We start from the raw sequence: 22,695 nt of genomic DNA on the forward strand, positions 1-22,695 counted from the left end.
GGCTGAGTATCGTATTACTTGTATTAAGTTTGAATGAGTTACCCCTTAACTTGTGATGGCTGTCCTGGCATTGTTTGGTCGGGGCATACACTTCATTCTAATAGTTTTGTCTTGCTGACGAGTTAAAGTAAGCGCGTCTGTGCGCTTGCCTGGCTCATCAAGTAATGACCGAAAGTGAGCCTATTATGCAACCGTTCCGTGTACTTGTTGCCGCCGCGTTTTTGCTGGCCGGTGTTTCTAATGTAATGGCCGCATCCAGTGTGGATATCAGCGTGGTCGGTACTATCATTCCGTCGGCCTGTACGCCAACTTTATCTGATGCCGGTACGGTGGATTATGGGAAGATCTCGATCAACGATTTTCCTAGACTGGGGGAGATGGTACTGCCAGCGGCGACGATAAACTTGGAGGTTACTTGTGACGCGCCGACTTTGATGGCAGTCAGGAGTCTGGACAATCGAGCCGGAACTGCGGCTGTTCAATCACCGTCACATGACCCGCTCACCGTGTATGGTTTGGGCTTGGCAAGTGGTGGGCAAAAGATCGGCAGGTACGAACTTAAGATGAACGATGTGACAGCCGACGAACAACCGAGAGCCGTGATTGAGTCCATCGATAAAGAGACGTGGTTTGCTGCCGATAACGCAATGTGGCAACCACGTTGGCTGCGCACCGTGAGTAACGGTAATATAATTCCCGTGGCAGTGACGACCCTTAAGACAGACCTGATGTTGAGTACAGTCCTCGCGCCCAAAGACTCTCTGCCGGGTGAGGAAGAAATCCAGATAGACGGCAGCGCCACTTTGGACGTTATCTACCTTTAACCCCGCCAGGTATCACTTATTCTCGTGATGAATAACCATGGCTTTCCCGTGTTACGAGGATTATCGTTCAGCACCCCTGACCATCGTGCGAATGTTGCCCATGAGTGATGCCCACAACGTCCTGATCACCGAGTTCTATACGGCCTTCCAACATCTGGATGCCGAAGCCATGGCCGCCTGCTACACCGACGACGTGGTGTTCAGCGACCCGGCGTTCGGCGAGCTGCGCGGGCGCGATGCCGGGGATATGTGGCGCATGCTCACCACGCGGGCCAAGGACTTTTCCCTGACCTTCGACCACGTGCGCAGTGATGACAGTACTGGCAGCGCCCATTGGGTGGCAACGTACCTGTTCGGCGCGACCGGCAACACGGTGGTCAACGACATTGGCGCGCGCTTCGTGTTTCGCGACGGCAAGATCTGCGAACACCACGACCACTTCGACCTGTGGCGCTGGTCGCGCCAGGCCCTGGGCCTCAAGGGGTTGCTGCTGGGCTGGTCGCCCGCGCTGAAAAACGCCGTGCGCGCCCAGGCGCTCAAAGGCCTGAGGGCATTTCAGGCCAGTCGTTGATAAGATTGGCGCTCCTCTGGTTTGCCGAATCGACCCGTGACTGATCTTCCTGAACCCAAGCCCTGGTTCGTGTACCTGGTGCGTGCCGCCAACGGCTCACTGTATTGCGGCATCAGCAATGATCCGCTGCGCCGGTTTGCCTCCCATCAAAGCGGCAAGGGCGCGCGGTTTTTCCTCTCCAGCCCCGCCGTCGCGCTGGTGTACACCGAGCAGTGTGCGAGCAAGGGCGAGGCGCTGCGCCAGGAACGCTTGATCAAAAAACTGAAGAAGAGCGCCAAGGAATGCCTGGCGGCGAGTGGCTCATTGACCTGATTGATGGGCGCCTATTTCACCCACGCGTGATTTTGCAGGCTAAGCTGAATGCTCATTTAATTGAGCGGAGCCTGGCATGTCTGAGTTGATCCTGCACCACTACCCGCAATCCCCTTTCGCGGAAAAAGCCCGCCTGCTCCTGGGCTTCAAGGGCTTGTCCTGGCGCTCGGTGCTGATCTCGCCGGTGATGCCCAAGCCTGACCTGATCGCCCTCACCGGCGGCTATCGCAAGACTCCGGTGCTGCAGATCGGCGCCGACATCTACTGTGACACAGCACTGATCGCGCACCGCCTGGAACAGGAAAAAGCCGGGCCGGCGCTGTTTCCCCAAGGCCTGGAACTGGTCGCCCAGGGGTTCGCCGCCTGGGCCGATTCGGTGGTGTTCGCCCATGCCGTGGCCTTGGTATTCCAGCCCGAATCCCTGGCGGCCAAGTTCGCCAAAGTGCCGCCCGAAATGCTCAAAGTGCTGGTGGCCGATCGTGCCAAGCTGTTCAGCGGCGGCACCGCAGCCCGTCTGCATCTGGAGCAGGCCAAGCATCAATGGCCGGCGATCATCAGCCGCATCGACCAGCAATTGCAGCACCAAGAGGGAGATTTTCTGTTCGGTGAGCCTTCGATTGCCGACTTTTCCCTGGCCCATCCGCTGTGGTTCCTCAAAGGCTCGGTGGTGACCGCGCCGTTGGTTGACGCACATCCCGCCGTTGCCACCTGGCTCGACCGTGTGCTGAGCTTTGGCCATGGCACCGCCACCGAGATGAGCACCGAGCAAGCCCTTGACGTAGCGCGTCACGCCACCCCGGCGGCGTTGCCCGCTGAAGTGTTCGAGGACTTGAATGGCTTCACGGCCGGCCAGCAGGTGAGCATTGCGGCCACCGACTACGGCACCGACCCGGTGCTCGGTGAGTTGTTGTTTGCCGGCCGCGAAGAACTGATCCTGCGCCGTACCGACGAACGCGGCGGCACCGTGCATGTTCACTTCCCGCGCCTGGGTTTTTGCATTCAGGCGCAATAAAACCGGATTATTTTCAACCGGAGGTGAGGTAAACCCGACGCCCATCCGTGTAGTGCTTGAAACTGCGATCTATTCGCATTAACAGCGTTTTCTACACGGGTGCTCACAAGCATGAAATCGACGGCGGGCGGTTGGGTTAAACAGTGGCTGGGAGCCTCGGTCTTGACGGTATCGGGGCTGGCACTGCTGCCCCTGAGTGTGGCGCAGGCGCAGGAACAACAAAGTGCCCAGTTCAACTTTGCCCTGGCGGCCAAGCCACTGCCCCAGGCGCTCAGTGATTTCAGCCGGGTCACCGGGCTCAGTGTGATCTACACCGATGAAGCCCCCTACGGCCTCAATGCCCCGGCCGTCAGCGGCGCGATGAGCGCGACCCAGGCCCTGCAACGCCTGTTGGGCGGCTCCGGTTTTACCTTCCGCCAGATCGACGCCCGCACCCTGGCCCTGGAGCCGGTGCCCAGCGACGGCGCGCTGAACCTGGGCGCAACCACCATCAGCGCGGTCGCCGAACCCGCCGACAGCACCAGCTACCAGCCGCCACCCACCAGCTCGGTCATGCGTTCCCGTGGCCTGCTGCTGGAGACCCCGCAAACCGTCAACGTAGTGCCCGCCCAAGTGCTGCGTGATCAACAACCGCGCAACCTGGATGACGCCCTGGCCAATATCAGCGGCATCACCCAGGCCAACACCCTCGGCAGCACCCAGGATGCGGTGATGCTGCGCGGCTTTGGCGACAACCGTAACGGTTCGATCATGCAGGACGGCATGCCCGTGGTGCAGGGCCGGGCGCTGAACGCTACGGCCGAACGGGTTGAAGTGCTCAAGGGCCCGTCGTCGCTGCTGTATGGCATCCAGGACCCGGGCGGCGTGGTCAATATCGTCAGCAAAAAGCCGCAGTTGCTGCAGTCCACCTCTTTGACCGTCCGTGGCTCCACCTTCGGCAACGGCAAGAACGGCAGCGGCGGCAACCTCGACACCACGGGGCCCATCGGCGACAGCGGGCTGGCGTATCGCCTGATCGTCGACCACGAGGACGAAGATTACTGGCGCAACTACGGCACTCACCGCGAGAGCCTGATCGCGCCATCCCTGGCCTGGTATGGCGACACCACTCAGGTGGTGTTCGCTTACGAACACCGCGAGTTTCTCTCGCCGTTCGACCGCGGTACCGCCATCGACCCCAAGACCAATCACCCGTTGGACATCCCCGCCACCCGGCGCCTGGATGAGCCGTTCAACAACATGGAAGGCCGCTCTGACCTGTATCGCTTGGAGGCCGATCACGACCTGAACGACGACTGGAAGGCGCACGTCGGCTACAGCTGGAACCGCGAAACCTATGACGCCAGCCAGGTGCGTATCGCCTCGGTCAACAGCAACGGCACCTTGACCCGCAGCATGGACGGCACGCGTGGTGCGCTGACCACCGACCGCTTCGCCACGGCGAGCCTGGAAGGCAAGGTCAAGCTTGGCGGCATGCAGCATGATCTGGTGTTCGGCCTCGACGATGAGTATCGCAAGATCTATCGCGCCGAACTGATCCGCCAGGCGCAGCGCAGTGCCTTCAGCTACGTCAATCCGGTGTATGGCAACGATGTGCAAGGCACCACGGTGAGCGCCAAGGACAGCGCGCAGACCGACTTGCTGCGCAGTGACTCACTGTTCTTCCAGGATGCGATTCACCTGACCGACCAGTGGATTCTGGTGGGCGGCGCGCGCTATCAGATGTACGACCAATACGCCGGCAAAGGCGTGCCGTTCAAGGCCAATACCGACGGCAATGGCCAGAAATGGGTGCCGCGTGCCGGCCTGGTGTACCGCTACACCGACGAACTGTCGTTTTACGGCAGCTACACCGAGTCGTTCAAACCCAACTCGACCATTGCCGCGCTGAACGACGGCAGCGTGCTTCAGGGCGACCTGCAGCCGGAGCAATCCAAGGCCTGGGAGCTGGGGACCAAACTCGACATACCGGGGCGCATCACCGCCAGCGCGGCGCTGTTCGATATCACCAAGCGCAACGTGCTGGTGTCCGTCGGCTCCGGTGTCGACACGGTCTACAGCGTGGCCGGCGAAGTGCGCTCCCGCGGCCTGGAACTGGACGCCAGCGGCCAGCTCAGCGAGCGCTGGAGCCTGATCGGCAGCTATGCCTACACCGATGCCGAAGTCACCAAAGACCCGGCGCTGCAAGGCAAGCGCCTGCAGAACGTGGCCAAGCACACCGGTTCGTTGTCGGCGGTGTATGACGTCGGCAGCTTGATCGGCGGGGATGATCTGCGCGTCGGTGCTGGCGCGCGTTACGTCGGCCAGCGCGAAGGCGATGCGAATAACAGCTTCAATCTGCCGGGTTATACCGTGGCCGATGTGTTCGCCTCCTACAACACCAAAATCGACGGGCAGAAGGTCAAGTTCCAGGTCAACGTGAAGAACCTGTTCGATCGCACCTACTACACCTCGGCGGCCAGCCGGGTGTTTGTGTCGATGGGGGATGCGCGGCAGGTGTCGGTGTCCAGCACGCTGGAGTTCTGAGCCGGCGGCGAGGGCAGTGGTCGAGCCTGTCAGGGGCGCTTCGCCCTCCAGCGCGAGCACGCTCTCTCGCCACAAACGGCATGAGCTGTTAGCGTTGCCGCCACTGACGGCTTTGCGGAAAACGGTACTGATGCGGTTTGCACGAGGGTTACACACCAGCGCGATGCTGGTTGGCTTGAGCGTTTTATTGGGGGGCTGCGCCAGCGTTGCGCCGACCGCCGGCCCTTCAACCCTGGACCGCCTGTTGGCCGACCCGGCCCTCAATGGCGCCACGGTTTCACTCGTGGTGCGCGACGCCCGCAGCGGCAACACGCTCTATCAACACAACCCTCGCACGCGGCTGGTGCCGGCCTCCAACCTCAAGCTGCTGACCACCGCGGCGGCGATGGACGTGCTGGGCCCGCAGTATCGGTTTTCCACCCAACTGCTGAGCAACGGCGCGCAGCAAGGCGAGCGCCTGAACGGCAACCTGTACCTGCGCGGCCTGGGCGACCCGACCACGCAGTTCGCCGATTACCAGGCACTCGCCGCGCAACTGGCGAGCCAAGGCGTGCGTCAGGTGCAGGGCGACCTGGTGTTCGACGACAGCTGGTTCGATGCGCAGCGCCTAGGCGTGGATTGGGCTCAGGACGATGAAAGCACCTACTACGGCGCGCAGATTTCGGCGCTGACCGTGTCACCCAATTCTGATTTTGATGCGGGCACCTTGATGGTCACCGCCACCGCGCCCATGAGCCCCGGCCAGCCGGTCAGTGTGGCGATCAGCCCGGCCACCGATTACGTGCAACTGAGCAACCGCGCGGTGAGCGGCCCCGGCAACAGCTATGGGATCACGCGCCAGCACGGCACCAACCTGCTGCAACTCACGGGCGCGCTGGCGCCGGGCAAGCACAGCCGGCAATGGGTGAGTGTGTGGGAACCGACGCAACTGGTGGCCAATCTGTTTGAACAGGCATTGGCGCAGCAGGGCATCCAGGTGCTGGGCCGTCGAGTGATCGGAGGCAGCAGTCCGGCGACGGCGCGGCTGCTGGCGGAGCATCAATCGGCCCCGTTGCAGGAACTGATCACGCCGCTGCTCAAACTTTCGAACAACAACATGTCCGAAGCCTTGCTCAAGGCCATGGGCCGCCAGACCGCGAACGCCGGAACCGCGCAGGCGGGCGTGGCGGCGGTGGCGGCGTTCATGCGGCGCCAGGGGTTGGACCCGGCGAGCCTGAATCAGGTGGACGGTTCGGGGTTGTCGCGGCGCAATCTGGTGTCGGCGCAGACGCTCACCGACTTGCTGCTGGCGACGTCCAGGCAACCCTGGTTCGACGCGTGGTACAACGCCTTGCCGATTGCCGGCAACCCCGCGCGCATGAGCGGCGGCAGCCTGCGTTATCGCCTGCGCGGCACGCCGGCGCAAGACAACCTGCATGCCAAGACCGGCTCCATGGGCGGCGTGTCGTCATTGAGCGGTTACCTCACCGACGCCCACGGGCGGCGCCTGGTGTTTTCGATGATCAGCAACAACTACCTGAGCGACGCCGCACCGGTCCGCGCTCTGGAGAACCGCCTGGCGGTCGCCCTGACGCAATGGCGCGACTGACTCAGGGCTGGTAGCCCATCCGCCAACTCACCGCCCGGGTCGCCGCCAGCAGGCGCTGCGCCGCCGGGCCGTCTTCATCGGCATGGAACAGCGAGGTGGGGCCGACCACGGTCATCACCGCCGCCACCTGGCCGACCGCGTTGAACACCGGCGCCGACAACGCATCCACACCCGGCATCAGCAGGCCATGCACAAAGTGCAAGCCACGCGCGCGGATCTGTTCGCAGGCGCTGGCGTAGGCCTGGTCGTCCGCCAGGGCGTGGGCGATGCCCGCCTGGATCTCGCGCTCGCGCAATTCGATGGTTTCCCGCGCTGGCAAAAAGGCGCTGAACACCAGCCCGGTGGATGAACTGAGCAGCGGCAACACCGAGCCCAGTTGCGTCACCACGGTGACCGCGCGCACCGCCGGTTCGATCTGCACCACGGTCGCACCCTGGTTGCCCCACACCGCGAGGAAGCAGGTTTCATTCAACTCGTCGCGCAGCTCGGCCAGGGGCAGGGCGCCGACTTTGAGCACGTCCATGCTGCCCAGTGCGGCGAGGCCCACGCGCAATGCTTCGCGACCCAGGCCGTAATGGTTGGTGGCGCTGTTCTGCTCGGCGAAGCCCGACGCGATCAGGGCCTGGAGATAGCGGTGAACCTTGCTCGCCGGCATCTGCACATGCTCGGCCAGGCGCGACAGCGAGGTGGAGGGCGACAGTTCGGCCAGGGCCTTGAGGATGTCGGTGCCCACTTCGGCCGAGCGGACTTTCTGTTTACCGGTGTCGCGGGGCTTTTCCATGGGGCAACGGGAATCCGAGAGATGAGTGGGCGTCTTTATAGCTTGACGGTCGACAGCGATCAAATTACGTTGTGCGTAACTGGATTACGATAAAAACAACTTCCGTCAGAGGATGATCCATGAACCTCGAATACCTCTCGGGCTTCGGCAATGAATTCGCCAGCGAAGCCCTGCCCGGCGCGCTGCCGGTCGGCCAGAACTCCCCGCAAAAAGCGCCTTACGGCCTGTACACCGAACTCTTCTCCGGCACGGCCTTCACCATGGTGCGCAGTGAAGCGCGCCGTACCTGGCTGTATCGCATCCAGCCGTCGGCCCATCATCCGGCGTTCGTCAAACTGGAGCGGCAACTGGCCGGTGGGCCGCTGGGCGCGGTGACGCCGAATCGGCTGCGTTGGGACCCGTTGGCGATACCGAGCGAGCCGACCGACTTCATCGATGGCCTGGTCGCCATGGCGGCCAATGCCGGGGCGGAGCAACCGTCGGGTATCAGCATTTACCATTACGGCGCCAACCGTTCGATGCAGCGCGTGTTCTTCAACGCCGATGGCGAGCTGTTGATCGTGCCCGAGCAGGGCCGCTTGCGTATCGCCAGCGAACTCGGGGTGCTGGAGGTCGAGCCGTTGGAAATTGTCGTGCTGCCACGCGGCCTGAAATTCCGCGTCGAACTGCTGGATGCGCAGGCGCGCGGTTATGTCGCCGAAAACCACGGCGCCCCGCTGCGCCTGCCGGACCTCGGCCCGATCGGCAGCAACGGCCTGGCCAACCCGCGTGATTTTCTGACCCCGGTTGCCCACTACGAAGACCGCCAGCAGCCGACGACCCTGGTGCAGAAATTCCTCGGCGAACTGTGGGCCTGCGAACTCGACCATTCGCCCCTCGACGTCGTGGCCTGGCATGGCAACAACGTGCCGTACAAATACGACCTGCGTCGGTTCAATACGATCGGCACGGTAAGTTTCGATCATCCCGACCCGTCGATCTTCACCGTATTGACCTCGCCCACCAGCGTGCATGGCCTGGCCAACCTCGATTTCGTGATTTTCCCGCCGCGCTGGATGGTGGCCGAGAACACCTTCCGGCCGCCGTGGTTCCACCGCAACCTGATGAACGAATACATGGGCCTGATCCAGGGCGCCTACGACGCCAAGGCCGAAGGCTTCCTGCCCGGCGGCGCGTCGCTGCACAGCTGCATGAGCGCCCACGGCCCGGATGGCGAGACCTGCACCAAGGCGATCAATGTCGAGCTGGCCCCGCACAAGATCGACGACACCATGGCGTTCATGTTCGAGACCAGCCAAGTGCTGCGCCCGACGCGCTTCGCCCTGGACTGCCCGCAACTACAATCTGCTTATGACGCGTGCTGGGCCTCGCTGCCCGTCACCTTCGACCCGAACCGGAGATAACCCATGACGCAATCAACGCTCGCCCGCAGTTGGGTCACCAGCGCCAACGGTCATCGTGATTTTCCCCTGCAAAACCTGCCGCTGGGGGTGTTCAGCATCGACGGCGCGGCGCCGCGCAGTGGCGTGGCGATCGGCGACTGCATTCTCGACCTGCTGGCCGCCCGCGATGCGTTTGACGGTGAAGCGCTGCGCGCCGTCGACGCCACTGCCGGCGGGCAGTTGAACGCCTTCTTCGAGCTCGGCCGTGGCCCGCGCGTGGCCCTGCGCGAGCGCCTGTTGGCATTGCTCGGGGAGGGCAGCCCGCTGCAAGCACGCGAGGCCGAAGTGCTGCACCGCGCCGCCGATTGCCAGATGCACCTGCCCGCCAAGATCAATGACTACACCGACTTCTATGTCGGCATCGAACACGCGCAGAACGTCGGCAAACTGTTCCGCCCCGACAACCCGCTGCTGCCCAACTACAAGTACGTGCCGATCGGTTATCACGGCCGTGCATCGACCATTCGCCCGTCCGGCACCGAGGTGCGCCGCCCCAAAGGCCAGACCCTGCCGGCCGGCCAGACCGAGCCGACCTTCGGCCCCTGCGCGCGGCTGGATTACGAGTTGGAGCTGGGCATCTGGATCGGCCAGGGCAATGCCATGGGCGACTCGATTGCCATTGGCGAGGCGGCCGAGCACATTGCCGGTTTCTGCCTGCTCAACGACTGGTCGGCGCGGGATATCCAGGCCTGGGAGTACCAGCCGCTGGGGCCGTTCCTGTCGAAGAGTTTTATCACCAGCATCTCGCCGTGGGTGCTGACGGCCGAAGCGCTGGCGCCGTTCCGCCAGGCACAACCGGCTCGTCCCGCAGGCGATCCGCAGCCGCTGCCGTACCTGCTGGATCAACGCGATCAGGCGGCGGGCGCGTTCAATATCGAGCTGGAGGTGCTGCTGACCACGGCGTCGATGCGTGAACAGAACCTGCCGGCCCAGCGCCTGACCCTGAGCAACACCCAGTACATGTACTGGACCGTGGCGCAAATGGTTGCGCACCACAGCGTCAATGGCTGCCAGTTGCAGGCCGGCGATCTGTTCGGTTCGGGCACCTTGTCCGGGCCGCAGCCGGGGCAGTTCGGCAGCCTGCTGGAGATCACCGAGGGCGGCAAGAAGCCGATTGAACTGGCGTCGGGCGAGGTGCGTAAATTCCTCGAAGACGGTGATGAAATCATCCTGCGCGGCCGTTGCAGCCGTGACGGTTTTGCCTCCATCGGCTTCGGCGAATGCCGTGGCACGGTGGTCGCGGCGCGCTGAGGGGCAGGGCGATGGAGCTTTACACTTACTATCGGTCCACTGCGTCGTACCGGGTACGGATCGCGCTGGCGCTCAAGGGCCTGGACTTCACCGCCGTGCCAGTCAACCTTGTGGCGCCGGCGGGCGGCGCCCATCGCCAGCCGGAGTACCTGGCGATCAACCCACAAGGTCGCGTCCCGGCGCTGCGTACCGATGACGGCGAACTGTTGATCCAGTCGTCGGCGATCATCGAATACCTGGAGGAATGTTATCCACAGGTGCCGCTGCTGTCCCGGGACCTGGCAGCCCGCGCCCATGCGCGTGCGGTGGCGTCGATCATCGCCTGTGACATTCACCCGCTGCACAACTCCAGCACCCAGAACCTGCTGCGCCAGTGGGGCCATGATGAAACCCAGGTGCTGGCCTGGATCGGTCATTGGATCAGCCAGGGCTTGGACGCGGTCGAGCAGTTGATTGGCGATCACGGGTTTTGCTTTGGCGAGCAGCCGGGGCTGGCGGATGCGTTTCTGATTCCGCAGCTGTATGCCGCCGAGCGCTTCAAGGTGGCGTTGGCGGGGTATCCGCGTATCGGGCGGGTGGCGGCTTTGGCGGCGCAGCATCCGGCGTTTATCCAGGCGCACCCTGCCAACCAGCCTGATACACCCTAGACGCGCTCGTTGTGTTCAGTGAATCACTGAGTTGGGCGGCAAGTGGCCCAGCCGCTGGGTCAGGCGCAGGCGCTGGATCGGGTCTTCGCTGAGCAGCAGCGCGTGCTCCAGGTCGAAACGCTCGGCGCTTGGGCAGTCCAGGCGTTGATACAGGCTGGCCCGCGCCAGGTAATCGGCGGCGCTGGCATGGCCCAGTTCCAGCACGCGCTCGGCGTCGACCAGGGCGGCCAGCGGGTCGTCATTGGAGAGGTACAACTGGCGCAGGTTGCGCGACAGTCGTTGCAGGATCGAGCGTGGGCTGGCGGTGCGCAGGTGGTCGGCTTGCAGCTTGAGGTCGGGGCCGTATTGGCGTTGCAACAGTTCGCGGCAATCGTTGGGGTACAGGCGTCGGCCGCCGCAAGGGTCGAGCAGGTGATCGGCGCCGGGTACCCGCAGCAGGAAGTGGCCGGGGAAGTTGACGCCGACCATCGGGATATTCAGGCGTTGCGCCAGTTCCATCGCGATCAGCCCCATGGCCAGGGGTTGCCCGCGCTTGCGCTGCAACACCTTGTCCAGCAGCGCGGCGGCGGGGCGCAGCGGGGTGAAGTCATCCTGGGCGAACCCCAGGTCATTCAGGCGTCGCAGCAACGGCTGGCCGAGCTCATCCGCCGGCAACAGGGGCATGCCCAGGCTGACCTGCTGTTGCAGCACGTTGAGCTCCTGCAGGATCAACAGCGGTTGCACCGTTGGGTCATGCTCGGCCGCAATCCACAGCGCAGCTTCAAACAGCGCAGGGGGCGAACGTTCCAGGCAGGCGAAAAAGGCGTGACGGGGGTTCATTGCATTCTCCGGCGGATGCTCCCGTTTTAGCCTTGCTGAGAATTTTCGTCCAGTAGCTTGAGAGATATCCTACTTGCTTATGTCGCTGGCCCCGCAAAACCGGGTGGCTTATTCCCGCGCACTTCGGCAGTTTTCTGCCGCAGGCCTATACTTGGCGACACCAGAAGTGATTCGGGAGCTTGACGATGTTTGCTCTCATGCACAGCACCCGCCTTGAATCGCTGCACCTCAGCATCGACCCGACGACCGGGTTGAAGGCGATCATAGCCATCCACAACAGCCGCCTGGGGCCTGCCCTGGGTGGTTGCCGTTACCTCGCATATCCCGACGACGAAAGCGCGGTGGCCGACGCCGCACGCCTGGCCCAAGGCATGAGCTACAAGGCCGCCCTGGCGGGTTTGCCGGTGGGCGGTGGTTGCGCCGTGATCCTGCGCCCCGCCCATGTGGAAAGCCGCGCAGCCCTGTTTGAAGCCTTCGGGCGATGTGTCGAGCAACTTGATGGCCGCTATATCACCGCCATCGACAGCGGCACCTCGGTGGCCGACATGGATTGCATTGCCCAGCAAACCCGCTTCGTCACCAGCACCACCGCCGCCGGCGACCCTGCGCCCCATGCCGCCATGGGCGTATTCGCCGGTATCCGCACCACCGCGATGGCGCGCCTGGGCAGCGACAATCTCGAAGGCTTGCGCGTGGCGATCCAGGGCCTGGGCAACGTCGGTTACGCCCTCGCCGAACAACTGCATGCCGCCGGCGCCGAACTGCTGGTCAGCGACATCGACCAAGGCAAAGTGCAACTGGCCATGGAGCAACTCGGCGCACACCCGATCGCCAATGACGCCTTGCTCAGCACCCCCTGCGACATCCTCGCGCCCTGCGGTCTCGGCGCCGTGTTCAATCGCAACAGCGTCGGCCAACTGCGCTGCGCCGCCGTGGCCGGTTCCGCCAGTGCGCAACTGACCAACCTGCAAGTCGCCGACCAGTTGGAAGGGCGCGGCATCCTCTACGCCCCGGACTACGTGATCAACTCCGGTGGCCTGATCTACGTCGCCCTCAAGCACAGCGGCGCCGAACTGCCGACCATCACCGCGCACCTGTCGAATATCGGCACGCGCCTGACCGAAATCTTCGCCCACGCCCAGGCCGAAAAACGCTCCCCTGCACGGGTTGCCGATGAACTGGCCGAGCGCCTGCTTTACCGCTAGCCCACGCATTAAAAAGGCCCTGAATCATCGATTCAGGGCCTGTTCAATTCGGGCTTTATTCCGCTGGCGGGTTCAGCAACTCGGACAGCGCGTCCGGTTGGCTCCTGAACGCCTTGGCAAAGACATCGCGGTTTTTCGCCATGTAGATCCCGGCCTCTTCAACCTGCTGCTCGCTCAACGACGGCACAGCTTTTTGCAACACTTCTGCGAGCAACTCAGCGAGTTCAAGCATCTTGTCATGACGGTCAGCTTCGGCTTTATCCATGATTTAGTGGATCGAAAGGTGCCTACTTAATTTTAGGAATATATTAAATTGCGGAGTGGCGAACCTGCTGATAGCGCGCTATCGTCAATTAGGGGCGTCATCGCAACGCCTCGGGACCATAGATAGCGACCGCCTGTCGGAGTCCGCTGACGCGCATCTGTACCCACGAACGTTTACTAAGACGTCGGGGTTGTGCGCATGTGTATTAAAAGATCACACCTTCAATATCAATTTCGAGCCGAATCTCTAATTGGTCTACCGGGCGTTGCTTGGTGGGATGCTAAGCCCATGGGCAAGAAATTCTATGTGTCTGTGATCTTCCGCTCGTTATTGTTCGCTATAGGTAAGAAAAATCTATATCGATGTGCATTGTTTGGCTGCATATGGACGGACGCCTGCGAATCTAAATGGGGGCGTGAACTGTGAAAGTTAATCTTCGCATATCGAAGGGTCGAAAAAATCTACGGTATAAACTAGTCAAGTTTCAAGCCGAAGGGATCGGTAGATGCTTATTTGTCAATTCTAGAACACTGGTTCCGTCTTTGGCTGCATCGCTTTTCGAGGCAGCGTACGCCCGAGGGGAAAGAAAAAACAAAGGTAGCATATTTACCCTGTTTCATCACGTAGCATTTTTATTTACTTGGGCTAGCGAAGGAAAAGTCGATTTAGAATTCTATCTATTGAGTGGATTTGGGCTTCGCTATAAACAAATAAAAAGTTTCTCGGATTGGCTCAGTGAGGTGGTTGACAAAGACTCAAACACTATCAGCTCCTACAATAGGCAGGTAATGCAAAGCTGTAAAACTTTTGTCGTGTGGTTTGTTTTCAACTATGTAAGCTCGAGTGAGCTGATTAAGGCGGATGTGGAGTTAATTGCCCTCGTTAATACGCAGCGTTTTTTTTGGAGTAAGGCGACCATTGGAGGGGAGGGAGGAAAACTCGCTTTGGACTTGAGCGATAGTGAAATTAATTCAATCGAGAATCTCTTGCTACATGAATTTGAAGAGGCAAAATTTGACAAGGGTATTTGTCATAGAAATTATTTATTATGGCGACTCGTAAAAGCGTTTGGATTAAGAATTGGTGAGGCACTATCGCTTAGGTTGGAAGATTTGAATTTGTCGGGTAGTGATCCGTATGTTGAAATAGTTCATCTGGATAGAAGAAATAGCAATCTAGACTCCAGAGTTCCTTATAATCCAAAAGTTAAAACGCTAGGTCGATATTTGTATATGCAGCCTGAGGATGATGATCTAGTTGGATTGCTTGAGCTGTATGTAAAGAAATATAGGGTCATGAAGAAATTTATCAGGGGCAAGATGAGAGTGACTAATTTTTTAGATCATGATTATCTGTTTGTTGCGCATGGAAGTTTTGGCGCAGGAAAACCTTTGTCTTGTTCTGCCGCGAGCCGCATCGCAAATGTCATTCAGCGGAAATCTGGAGTAACGTTTAGATGGCATTTGCTTCGCCATTCAAAGTTTAACCGATTATATATTGCAGCTCAGGAATCTCCTGACCGAAGCGCTGCAATCGATAGCATCGTATATATGGGGGGATGGCGAAGTGAAACGTCTTTGCTTCTTTATGCAAACCGGGCAGTGAGAGATTCTACACGTAGAAAAGTTACTGAAAATAATAAGAGGAGGGTTCAGAATGGAAGTCAATGAACAGGGGAAGTATGTAAACAGCGACGGGAATATCTTCATAAAGTGTTACGCTGATCCTTCTTCCTGTTTGTTGATTGATGTGACTGGGCCGAGGATAGAAAGTATCTGGAGGGGCAGAAGGTATTGGATTGACTTTTCCATGTACCTGTTTTGCTCTCAGGTAGTTGATGCAGCATACGAATATGTGTGTGATAAACTTCAAGACCATACGCCGGCAATTGTAAATGAAGTGAAGTCAGCATTAAAGATGATGGCTGTTGTATGGAAGGATGAGTGGAAAAATTTTTCGTCGTTGTCATGGCATGAACTTTTTGAGATGTTCGCTACCGCGTCGAAGTCTATAAGGCTTTGTTTTAGAAAATTTTATACATATTGTGCTGATAATGGTTTGGCCCAGGCGGACGAAATTTACGCTGCTGAACTTAATCAAATTGCAGTGGGCTCGCCATCGACAAGAGTTATATCGGATTGGGATAAAAAACGTGGGGCTTTGACTAACGCAGAGCTGGAGTTGGTGCGCCGAGCGATGCTTGAGAGTGGGAACGAGTCATGGGATGAAAATGTTGCAAGACTTTTTGTTTGGATTTCCTTTGAAACGCTCAAGCGACCAATGCAGATTTCAAGTATGGATATTGAGGCTCTCTGGTCGCCGCCAGGTATTTTAGGTGAAAAAGAATTCTTCTTGAGAATTCCGAAAATTAAGTATAACGCGGGACAGCCCAGTGATTTGTGGCCTATTACAGCTGAACTAGCTAATGAAATTTTAGAGTATGGAAAGCGTGAAGGCGTAAGTGAGTGTCAAAAGGCTAAGGGGCGGCTAATTGTAACATCTAAACCTGGCACAAAATCGAATTTCGACGCTATGATAAAAAACTGGTCCAGAAAAAAGAAAATCATTAGCCCTAGAACCAACGAAATCTTGATTTTGACGCCTTATCGTATTCGTCATAGCGGCGCAACACAAATGGCCATGCAGGGATGTACTAGCGAAGAGATAAGGTATGTGTTGGAGCATAAGAGCCTTTTCGCAGTAAACGCATATATTGACTGCCTAGTATCTGATTTTTGTCCACTCTTGGATCGTGTCGGAAGAAAGTTAGGCGGTATCTTTTCCGAGCTCACAGCTGCATTTTTTGCAGGGAAGATAGCGCCGATTTCGCCAGGTAATCCAATACTGATCCCAGTTATAGCTGCCCCCGCAGTAGTGGGGTCCTGTGGAAGTCAAGTTGCTTGTACTAAACACCCATTTTTTAGCTGTTATAACGGATGTCCATTTTTTATCGCTTGGAAAGATGCCGATCACTACCGGTCTTTGAATTACATAGAAGCTATGTTGAATAAGTGGAATGCGGCAATCAACGGATCCGAACGTAGTAAAGTGCTTAAAGAGTTGGAGCGTGTTTATCAATCCATCACAGATGTGATTGTTAAAATCGAAGCAGGTGACTAAATTGGAATTATTAAAGAAATTAAAAGCAATCGGTATGCCAAGTCAACTAATCGATAAGTGCACGCGGTGGATGCAGATTTTGGAAGATGATATCGATTTTTTTTCTGACAAATGGAATGTTTTGCGTTGGAAAAGACGTCCCGGTAATGCGCGATATTCAAATGTTCTTTTTTCGTCCATTAGTAATCTTGGTCTCAGAGCTGTAGCTAAAGCATACATATTAAATAAGCGCTGGAAATCTAATATCTGTGATGCTACCGCCGTTGGAGATATGAGGGCTATCAAAAAACTGGACGAAATCTTAGGGTCAAAAAGTATTATGCAGGTGAATAATGGTGATTTTGAAATTGCCGTGGGGAATAACGTCAATCTTCAAAAAAAGTTATTTAATTTTGGTTCTTGGCTGAGAATAAATCTAGGTCTTAGAATAAGTTATAAGGCGCTCGCAACCAGCACTATAGAGCATGGTCGGGATGGAACTGAGGAAGGGAGACGTAATAAACTCATACCTATTGAGGTGATGAGAGATTTTTTCGGGCTAGCGTCGAACGAAAGTCTTGCTCCGAAAGATCGCTTTTTTATAAATGCAATTGTACTGAATTCAGCAATGGGGGGGCGTGTTGGCGAGCTGGCAAGTTTGCCAGTTGATTGTTTAGTATTTCATGAGGGCGCGTGGGTGCTCAGACTGTTTCCCGAAAAGGTCGAAGGTCAGACGTTGAGATTGTTTCCACAGGATTTGCTGCCGGCAGTTAAAAGTGCAGTCGAGTTCTTGAAGAACCTAACAGTGGAGGGCAGACGTATAGCGCGCAAAAGAAAAGAATCATCGGCTGTCGATTGGTATAAGGTTTGGAAATCGCCGGAAGCTACAGAGTACTATGCGAGGAGATTTTGTCACGAGTGGACCACCAGCTTTAGTATCTTTACGCCTGATGCAGTTTGGGTTAGTAAACGTAATCAATTTATAGATTTTGTTGGAGTCCAGCGGCGCCTGGGTATCACTGGAGGAGCTAAGTATGTAGGTGTTAGTGCAAGGCATTTTAAAAGACAGGTTAACAGGCAAATGGCACTTAAAGAAGGTGTCTATTATTCTTTTGATTCGAATTGGCGCTCGTTTCCTGTGACGCTTGATACTCCTAATTGGAGGGAAGTATTGTTGGTGCATCCTCATTCGGTTTCATTCAATCGCTTCGAGCAGTTTTATCAGATGCGCTTTAGGCATCACAAAACAGCGACTAGTATTGTGAGGAAGATTTTTGATGTGTGTCTTTCGGATCAGTTGTTGAAAAAATCGTTCCCATTTACATATGACTCCAATTTTGAGGGAGAATTTCATAAACAAATTGAGCCAGTTATTCGAGATGGTACTGGTGCAGTGCTTGAGGTTGAGGATGCGCTGATGGTTCTACCCCGTTTCTTTTTTCATACTTCGTTCAATACGGATTTGGCTAATTATACGATGGTATCTCGAGCACAATTTTGTTATTGGCTGGCCGATGCCGCGAAAGGCCTAGATTCAGTTTTTTCTAAATACAATGTTATTGATCCTAGAACTGGTAATGTTGCCACTTTCACATGGCATGATATACGACACTGGTTGAATACTGTTTACAAGCAAGGGGGGCTGACTGATTTGCAAGTTAATGCGCTCTTGTCTAGAAAAAGCTTAGCGCAGGCGCGAGTATATGATCAGACGTTAGCGATCGATAGAAGCAAAGTTGTTCAGGATTTGCTGACAAGCATCCGGCAAGATAAAGCCATTGGGCAAATACAAGAGACTTATAACATTTTGGGCATGACCGATCGCCAAACTGCCGAACAATACCTCAAAGCCGCAGTACGGATTGTCAATCCAATGCCACATGGGGGATGTACATTAGATTTAGCTCTGAAAACGTGCAGGCATAGTCTCTCTTGCTTGTCAGTCAATGAGCGAGGAGACTGCTGTGAAAGTTTGGTGGTGGATGTAGAGAATGAAGGTCAATTTATTGAGCTGAAAAAAATCAATGATGATGCTAATACTATTAGGGAATATATTCAAGCGAACGGTGGGGAAGGTGGTCATCAAGATGTCCATTTCAGCCGCGTGGCAAGAAGTACCGCTCGCCTGTTGGAGGTTCGCCAACTTAAGTAGCGCCGGAGACTCAAAATGCAGCGTAGAGGAAAGCGGTTGAGTGAGTATCTTAATAAGTCGTTGAATGCATTGAATACTGAATATCTAAGTCGTGGGGAACAATATGTATATAGCCAAAAGGAATTAGCCGTTTTTGCGAGCGTTTCTAGAGAAACTATCAGGAAGCATCAGGGGGAGCTTGATGAAGCCATATCTACACTTTCTCTTAAAAAATATAGTCTGGACAAGGACTCGCACGCTGCCAATTTAAAAGTGAAAATTTCAAAGCTAGAGAATGACTTGACTCGTACAATCATGAGTTATGAGGCGTTGCGCGTGCAATATTTGCACGTGATCAGCGTTATCGTAAAAGAGTCGTTAGATATTTCTAAGTTTATTAGGCGTGATATGGCAGGTGTGGTCGAATGCCCTATTTGCAATCGAATGCCGGAGGTGCGTCTACATGCTATGGACCCTTAGCTGCAATTCGGTAGAAATCAATTTTTTATACTTGATTCGAAGTGTAGGCGCGAATTATTAAATCTATTCCAACCTCAGCGATACCCATAGATAAGGGATATGATCAAATGATTTACTTACCCTCGAAGCTAAGGCGCGCTCATTGAATAAAAATGGCCGTGCATAATTTTATATGGCTTTTAATATGTAGGCGGCTTCAGTCATTATTAAATTCAGTTTGCTAATTTTGGTGATTGGCATTTCAACTAGACGAGCTTTGTTGAAGTTGGTAAATAAGAAGAATCAGCGGATTTTTAATTTTAATATTTTGTGTCGTGAATCCTCTAAGTTGAAGGCGGGCCTACAATAGGTGTAAAAATTTAAGATAACCTGACCAGGTTGGATTTAAATGCGTTAAAGTACTGGGAAACGGACGGCATTATCATCTTGAAGATACATTCAGAAAGTATGACAATGAAAATTCCGGGTTAACGAAAACTCTTCTTCAGAAGCTTGATTCCTCAAAGCCAGAGTCTTGACCACGAATTGCTCAGACTGTATGCACTAAAACTTGTAAATATGATCAGAAATCCTTACGTGCGTAAAGCGCACCCTCGGAATATTTAGAGAGATGATTGGTGCTGTGCCAGACTTTATGCAGAAAAGCGTTATTCGTGTTCACAAAATTTTGATAATGTGGATATGCTTCTTACTTTCAATAAATATTGTGTTTGTTTTACTGGTTTAAATGTTTTCTGCGCTTTGGGAACACCTTTTGGTATACCGTTTCAGCCGCAGAACTTTTCAGGTCTTCACTCTGTTGATGTGGCTGGACCGAAGTTGTCTTAATTGATAATTTTCTTATGACTGACTGTTACCGCTGAATGCTAAGTGCTCCCACACCTATCTGAATATATCCTGGTGACTATAGATTATAGTCAGCAGGATATATTCGGATATTTTCCGCCGGCAGCTATGCATCAGTACGGCAGCGCTACTCTTGCGGTCATTGCCGAAACTAGAATGGTTGAGGTGATGTTTATTCAAGTGGCAGAACGGTTTGCGTTGTGAATCACCATGCTCCAGCGTTTGGTGATACCTTTACCCCAAGACCCCCCTAAAAAAACGATTAGACCTAATGAGATTGACCATGAAAGGCAAACGTAAGGCCGAAACATCCAAGTGGCTCATGAAAGGTCAATTCGAGAGGGAGGCGAGGCTAATACTGCGGAGACGATCCCGTGATGCTTCGAACCATTTCCTTGATGCTGCAGCTATATTTGGAGTCGAGCATGAACCGGTAGGTTTGCTAACGGGTAAATTGCTGTGAGTGATTATATTCTCAAAACTCGCCTCCTAACGTTGTAGAAACCCCACCGATAGTTGATTGCCGGGGGCTTTTAAGGAGATAGATTGACCGCTACTGATCGACAGTTGTCAGTCACTCTTCTGAGAAATAGTATGAATACGGAATTGATGGAAGATGAGATGCGTGGGGCGCTATTCGGTGATTCTGAGCCCTCTACGCCCGCAATTAACTCAGACGTTCAGGACACAGTCACGGATGTCGTGATCGTGCAACCGGGGAAGGCAGCGAGGAAAAAGGCGGTTTCAAAAGGCTTCACATCTAGGTTGAAAGTTACGCTCCGTGTGGGGAGCGAATTCGAGGGTGAGACGCACCAGATGGTGCATGAGGCCGATACGCTGAGCTTACTAGTTGCAGAACGAGAAGCTACAAAGACGGCCAAAAAAATTTAGGTTTGTGAAAGTAGTGTCGGTCACATCGATGTAAGTGGGTACTCTCACTTTTCGCCCGCGGGGTATTAAGCCGCCTTCACTTACCGCGGGGTCATCTAACAGGTTCGTGTCGATTGAAGCTTAAAATATTAGGGGCGTCAGTCATATCCCGGACTGGATTTAACACCATCAATCGATCCAACTCTCAATGTTTAAGTGGTCGCCAACCCAAGCCAGGTATCTAAGGGTGGCGACAGGTAAAAATCGACCAGTTGCAGCGTAGCACCGCAGTTTCTTGTCTAACCCAATAGAGTTTTCTTCGCCGTCGATTGCCCCAATTTCTGTGTGCTAACCTGAGATTTAACTCGAGCCCTGAAATGGTTCAGGGGATAGTTTGATCCTTCGACTTAGGAGTTAAAACAATTGCTCCGTCGACCACTTCAATGGTCAATTCATCGCCGATACTGAGTCCCATGCTCACGAGTAGGTCGGCAGGTAAGTCAACGATGACGTCTCCACTTCCATCTGTAGGATTTTGGCATTTCACGTTCCAGCGCTGAGCTTCGATCATAATATTCTCCACGAGTTGGTCTTGGTAGGAACGATTCATTATGCTCGCGATGCCTAAGCCGGTTGAAGCGTGATAATCACTGCCGTCTGCTTTTGGCCGATTTTCTGCCTCTCCCGAAGTGCTGCAACATACGCTTTGGTCAGCGCCATTACCCATCAGCATTTTCCAGAAAGCGAAAGCTGCCATCACTCCGTTTCGATGAGTCAAAACAAGCGTCCTGCTCGAAGTTGGCTCAGCATTGGTCACCACTCAGATCTCTCTTGAATTTGAGGCAAATGACCTTAATATGATCTTATCTTGCCATCATCGTTTTCAATCATGGATGTTTCTCGGGGGTAGGTCGAAATGGCAGAACCAGAAGACGCTAAGCCCGCGATTGGGCGCTTTAACACGAATGATGAGACGAAGCGGATCGTATGGACACAGACCGCTGGTCATTGCGAACTGTGCGGCACAGATCTAACGTTCGACTATCGTGCCGGCAAGCCAATGAAATGGGGCGAGGTGGCGCATATCCTACCCGCCAGTCCCAAGGGGCCTCGGGGACGCGCGGATCATGATGCTGAGGCGCACACGAACGATACTGCTAACCTGATGCTCCTGTGCCCAGGCTGTCATGACAAAATTGATCGTGACGCAGACGGTTATCCTGAAAATGATTTGAGTGGTTTACACCAAGCATACCTAGAGCGCATCCGAATCGCCGCAACGACCCCTGATGGTGGCAGAGCGATTCCTCTCATTGTTCAGAGTCAGCATTTCCAGACGATCAACGATATTCCCGTTCGCGATCTATTGACTGCGATGTCTGCGGAGGGATTAACCGCCTTCGATCAAGGCATCAAAATTGCCTTCCCTGCGCCCGGACCGCGCGGCAGGGACGCTGCCTATTGGCAGAACGTCAAAGACAGCATCCAGTATGAGCTGGAGCAGCAACTCAAGCGTCGGGGCGGCACCTATGGCGACTCGCCCGCGCTAGCAGTAGTAGGCTTGGCCGATATCCCAGCTTTGATGATGTTGGGCCAGAGCATCGGCGATCGTTCCAAACGCTTAATCTTCTCTTTTCACCGCGAGCATCTTTTGCGCTGGCCCGATCAGTGTGCTGAGCCGCCCAGTTTTCTGTTCACGCCTCCACCCAACGGCGATGGTCCACTGGCGTTGGTGCTCTCCATTTCTGCACAAGTTCCAGTTCGCGACGTGACCGACGCTCTACCCGGTGCACGTATTGCAGAGCTGTCGATCCCTGAACCAAGCTACGCGATGGTACAGAACCGTCGGGTGATTCATGCCTTTCGCGACGCACTCCAAATACGACTGAGTCAGCTTGAGGCTCTGACTCCCGATCCTATCCACGTCTTCGCTGCCATTCCTGCGGCACTGGCCATCGAGTTTGGCGCGTTGCTCACAACGCAGCATCAACATACGTACCTGATCTTCGATCGGGACAAAGAAAAC

19 protein-coding genes and 1 pseudogene are annotated in these 22,695 nt (G+C 55.6%); 16 read left to right on the forward strand and 4 right to left on the reverse strand.

Features of this window, described 5'->3' with window-relative positions; all coding sequences use genetic code 11:
* The first annotated feature begins 185 nt into the window (after positions 1 to 185).
* The 6 genes from AC07W0_RS27555 (at position 186) to dacB (ending at position 6,833) form a co-directional block, all read left to right on the forward strand.
* Complete coding sequence (locus tag AC07W0_RS27555; protein WP_256580893.1) at positions 186 to 824, forward strand: DUF1120 domain-containing protein; 639 nt, start codon at positions 186 to 188, stop codon at positions 822 to 824.
* Between the two features lie 100 nt (positions 825 to 924).
* The gene (locus tag AC07W0_RS27560; RefSeq protein WP_102618664.1) at positions 925 to 1,395 is read left to right on the forward strand and encodes a nuclear transport factor 2 family protein; all 471 of its coding nucleotides are present in this window, start codon (positions 925 to 927) and stop codon (positions 1,393 to 1,395) included.
* 36 nt (positions 1,396 to 1,431) lie between these two features.
* Positions 1,432 to 1,707 (forward strand): GIY-YIG nuclease family protein, encoded by a 276-nt coding sequence (locus AC07W0_RS27565; RefSeq protein WP_026140234.1) that lies wholly within the window; start codon positions 1,432 to 1,434, stop codon positions 1,705 to 1,707.
* 76 nt (positions 1,708 to 1,783) lie between these two features.
* The gene (locus tag AC07W0_RS27570; protein ID WP_102618660.1) at positions 1,784 to 2,719 is read left to right on the forward strand and encodes a glutathione S-transferase family protein; all 936 of its coding nucleotides are present in this window, start codon (positions 1,784 to 1,786) and stop codon (positions 2,717 to 2,719) included.
* A gap of 111 nt (positions 2,720 to 2,830) precedes the next feature.
* Positions 2,831 to 5,245: a TonB-dependent siderophore receptor gene (locus AC07W0_RS27575; RefSeq protein WP_102618661.1), complete on the forward strand. Its 2,415-nt coding sequence runs from the start codon at positions 2,831 to 2,833 to the stop codon at positions 5,243 to 5,245.
* A 130-nt stretch (positions 5,246 to 5,375) separates the two neighbouring features.
* Entirely contained in the window at positions 5,376 to 6,833 is a 1,458-nt protein-coding gene (gene dacB, locus AC07W0_RS27580; RefSeq protein WP_026140236.1) for a D-alanyl-D-alanine carboxypeptidase/D-alanyl-D-alanine endopeptidase, read from the forward strand.
* Between the two features lies 1 nt (position 6,834).
* Here dacB and AC07W0_RS27585 read toward each other — a convergent pair whose 3' ends face one another.
* Positions 6,835 to 7,614: an IclR family transcriptional regulator gene (locus AC07W0_RS27585; RefSeq protein WP_046384607.1), complete on the reverse strand. Its 780-nt coding sequence runs from the start codon at positions 7,612 to 7,614 to the stop codon at positions 6,835 to 6,837.
* 119 nt (positions 7,615 to 7,733) lie between these two features.
* On the opposite strand from AC07W0_RS27585, the gene hmgA reads away from it, so the two are divergent.
* The 3 genes from hmgA to maiA are packed head-to-tail and all read left to right on the forward strand — an operon-like array spanning position 7,734 to position 10,954.
* A complete protein-coding gene (gene hmgA, locus AC07W0_RS27590) occupies positions 7,734 to 9,017 on the forward strand; it encodes a homogentisate 1,2-dioxygenase (protein ID WP_046488623.1) in 1,284 nt (427 codons plus the stop codon).
* Positions 9,018 to 9,020: 3 nt separating this feature from the next.
* Entirely contained in the window at positions 9,021 to 10,307 is a 1,287-nt protein-coding gene (fahA, locus tag AC07W0_RS27595; RefSeq protein WP_102618662.1) for a fumarylacetoacetase, read from the forward strand.
* An 11-nt stretch (positions 10,308 to 10,318) separates the two neighbouring features.
* Positions 10,319 to 10,954 carry a maleylacetoacetate isomerase gene (maiA, locus tag AC07W0_RS27600; protein ID WP_079442905.1) on the forward strand — a complete coding sequence of 212 codons (636 nt, stop codon included), beginning with the start codon at positions 10,319 to 10,321 and terminating at the stop codon, positions 10,952 to 10,954.
* Between the two features lie 15 nt (positions 10,955 to 10,969).
* On the opposite strand, the gene AC07W0_RS27605 is transcribed toward maiA, so the two are convergent.
* Positions 10,970 to 11,773, reverse strand: a complete 804-nt coding sequence (locus AC07W0_RS27605) for a SirB1 family protein (RefSeq protein ID WP_046488617.1) — start codon at positions 11,771 to 11,773, stop codon at positions 10,970 to 10,972.
* Between the two features lie 185 nt (positions 11,774 to 11,958).
* Here AC07W0_RS27605 and AC07W0_RS27610 point away from each other — a divergent pair, with 185 nt between their 5' ends.
* Positions 11,959 to 12,978, forward strand: a complete 1,020-nt coding sequence (locus AC07W0_RS27610; RefSeq protein WP_017848678.1) for a Leu/Phe/Val dehydrogenase — start codon at positions 11,959 to 11,961, stop codon at positions 12,976 to 12,978.
* Positions 12,979 to 13,033: 55 nt separating this feature from the next.
* Here AC07W0_RS27610 and AC07W0_RS27615 read toward each other — a convergent pair whose 3' ends face one another.
* On the reverse strand, positions 13,034 to 13,243 hold the full coding sequence (locus AC07W0_RS27615; RefSeq protein ID WP_102618663.1) for a YebG family protein: 210 nt from the start codon (positions 13,241 to 13,243) through the stop codon (positions 13,034 to 13,036).
* Between the two features lie 542 nt (positions 13,244 to 13,785).
* On the opposite strand from AC07W0_RS27615, the gene AC07W0_RS27620 reads away from it, so the two are divergent.
* The 5 genes and pseudogenes from AC07W0_RS27620 (at position 13,786) to AC07W0_RS27640 (ending at position 20,724) form a co-directional block, all read left to right on the forward strand.
* Positions 13,786 to 14,913, forward strand: a complete 1,128-nt coding sequence (locus AC07W0_RS27620) for a tyrosine-type recombinase/integrase (RefSeq protein WP_146013196.1) — start codon at positions 13,786 to 13,788, stop codon at positions 14,911 to 14,913.
* A complete protein-coding gene (locus AC07W0_RS27625) occupies positions 14,900 to 16,363 on the forward strand; it encodes a site-specific integrase (RefSeq protein WP_017734296.1) in 1,464 nt (487 codons plus the stop codon). Before AC07W0_RS27620 ends, AC07W0_RS27625 begins: the two co-directional genes overlap by 14 nt.
* 1 nt (position 16,364) lies before the next feature.
* Positions 16,365 to 18,494 (forward strand): hypothetical protein, encoded by a 2,130-nt coding sequence (locus tag AC07W0_RS27630; protein WP_146013197.1) that lies wholly within the window; start codon positions 16,365 to 16,367, stop codon positions 18,492 to 18,494.
* Positions 18,495 to 18,530: 36 nt separating this feature from the next.
* A complete protein-coding gene (locus AC07W0_RS27635; RefSeq protein WP_146013198.1) occupies positions 18,531 to 18,953 on the forward strand; it encodes a hypothetical protein in 423 nt (140 codons plus the stop codon).
* A gap of 1,440 nt (positions 18,954 to 20,393) precedes the next feature.
* A pseudogene (locus tag AC07W0_RS27640) lies at positions 20,394 to 20,724 on the forward strand (hypothetical protein).
* A gap of 327 nt (positions 20,725 to 21,051) precedes the next feature.
* Here AC07W0_RS27640 and AC07W0_RS27645 read toward each other — a convergent pair.
* Entirely contained in the window at positions 21,052 to 21,489 is a 438-nt protein-coding gene (locus tag AC07W0_RS27645; RefSeq protein WP_309474185.1) for an AbrB/MazE/SpoVT family DNA-binding domain-containing protein, read from the reverse strand.
* 96 nt (positions 21,490 to 21,585) lie between these two features.
* Here AC07W0_RS27645 and AC07W0_RS27650 point away from each other — a divergent pair.
* Positions 21,586 to 22,695: SAVED domain-containing protein (locus tag AC07W0_RS27650; protein WP_495029346.1), on the forward strand; the 1,110-nt coding region annotated here is incomplete at its 3' end.

The organism is Pseudomonas sp. GW704-F2, assembly GCF_059423025.1.

What these genes read in the sequence shown, in the direction of transcription:
- fahA (WP_102618662.1), top strand. Translation starts at nt 9,021, where the DNA reads ATGACGCAATCAACGCTCGCCCGCAGTTGGGTCACCAGCGCCAACGGT.
- AC07W0_RS27560 (WP_102618664.1), top strand. Translation starts at nt 925, where the DNA reads ATGAGTGATGCCCACAACGTCCTGATCACCGAGTTCTATACGGCCTTC.
- AC07W0_RS27605 (WP_046488617.1), bottom strand. Translation starts at nt 11,773, where the DNA reads ATGAACCCCCGTCACGCCTTTTTCGCCTGCCTGGAACGTTCGCCCCCT.
- maiA (WP_079442905.1), top strand. Translation starts at nt 10,319, where the DNA reads ATGGAGCTTTACACTTACTATCGGTCCACTGCGTCGTACCGGGTACGG.
- AC07W0_RS27585 (WP_046384607.1), bottom strand. Translation starts at nt 7,614, where the DNA reads ATGGAAAAGCCCCGCGACACCGGTAAACAGAAAGTCCGCTCGGCCGAA.
- AC07W0_RS27575 (WP_102618661.1), top strand. Translation starts at nt 2,831, where the DNA reads ATGAAATCGACGGCGGGCGGTTGGGTTAAACAGTGGCTGGGAGCCTCG.
- hmgA (WP_046488623.1), top strand. Translation starts at nt 7,734, where the DNA reads ATGAACCTCGAATACCTCTCGGGCTTCGGCAATGAATTCGCCAGCGAA.
- AC07W0_RS27610 (WP_017848678.1), top strand. Translation starts at nt 11,959, where the DNA reads ATGTTTGCTCTCATGCACAGCACCCGCCTTGAATCGCTGCACCTCAGC.
- AC07W0_RS27625 (WP_017734296.1), top strand. Translation starts at nt 14,900, where the DNA reads ATGGAAGTCAATGAACAGGGGAAGTATGTAAACAGCGACGGGAATATC.
- dacB (WP_026140236.1), top strand. Translation starts at nt 5,376, where the DNA reads ATGCGGTTTGCACGAGGGTTACACACCAGCGCGATGCTGGTTGGCTTG.
- AC07W0_RS27555 (WP_256580893.1), top strand. Translation starts at nt 186, where the DNA reads ATGCAACCGTTCCGTGTACTTGTTGCCGCCGCGTTTTTGCTGGCCGGT.
- AC07W0_RS27570 (WP_102618660.1), top strand. Translation starts at nt 1,784, where the DNA reads ATGTCTGAGTTGATCCTGCACCACTACCCGCAATCCCCTTTCGCGGAA.
- AC07W0_RS27615 (WP_102618663.1), bottom strand. Translation starts at nt 13,243, where the DNA reads ATGGATAAAGCCGAAGCTGACCGTCATGACAAGATGCTTGAACTCGCT.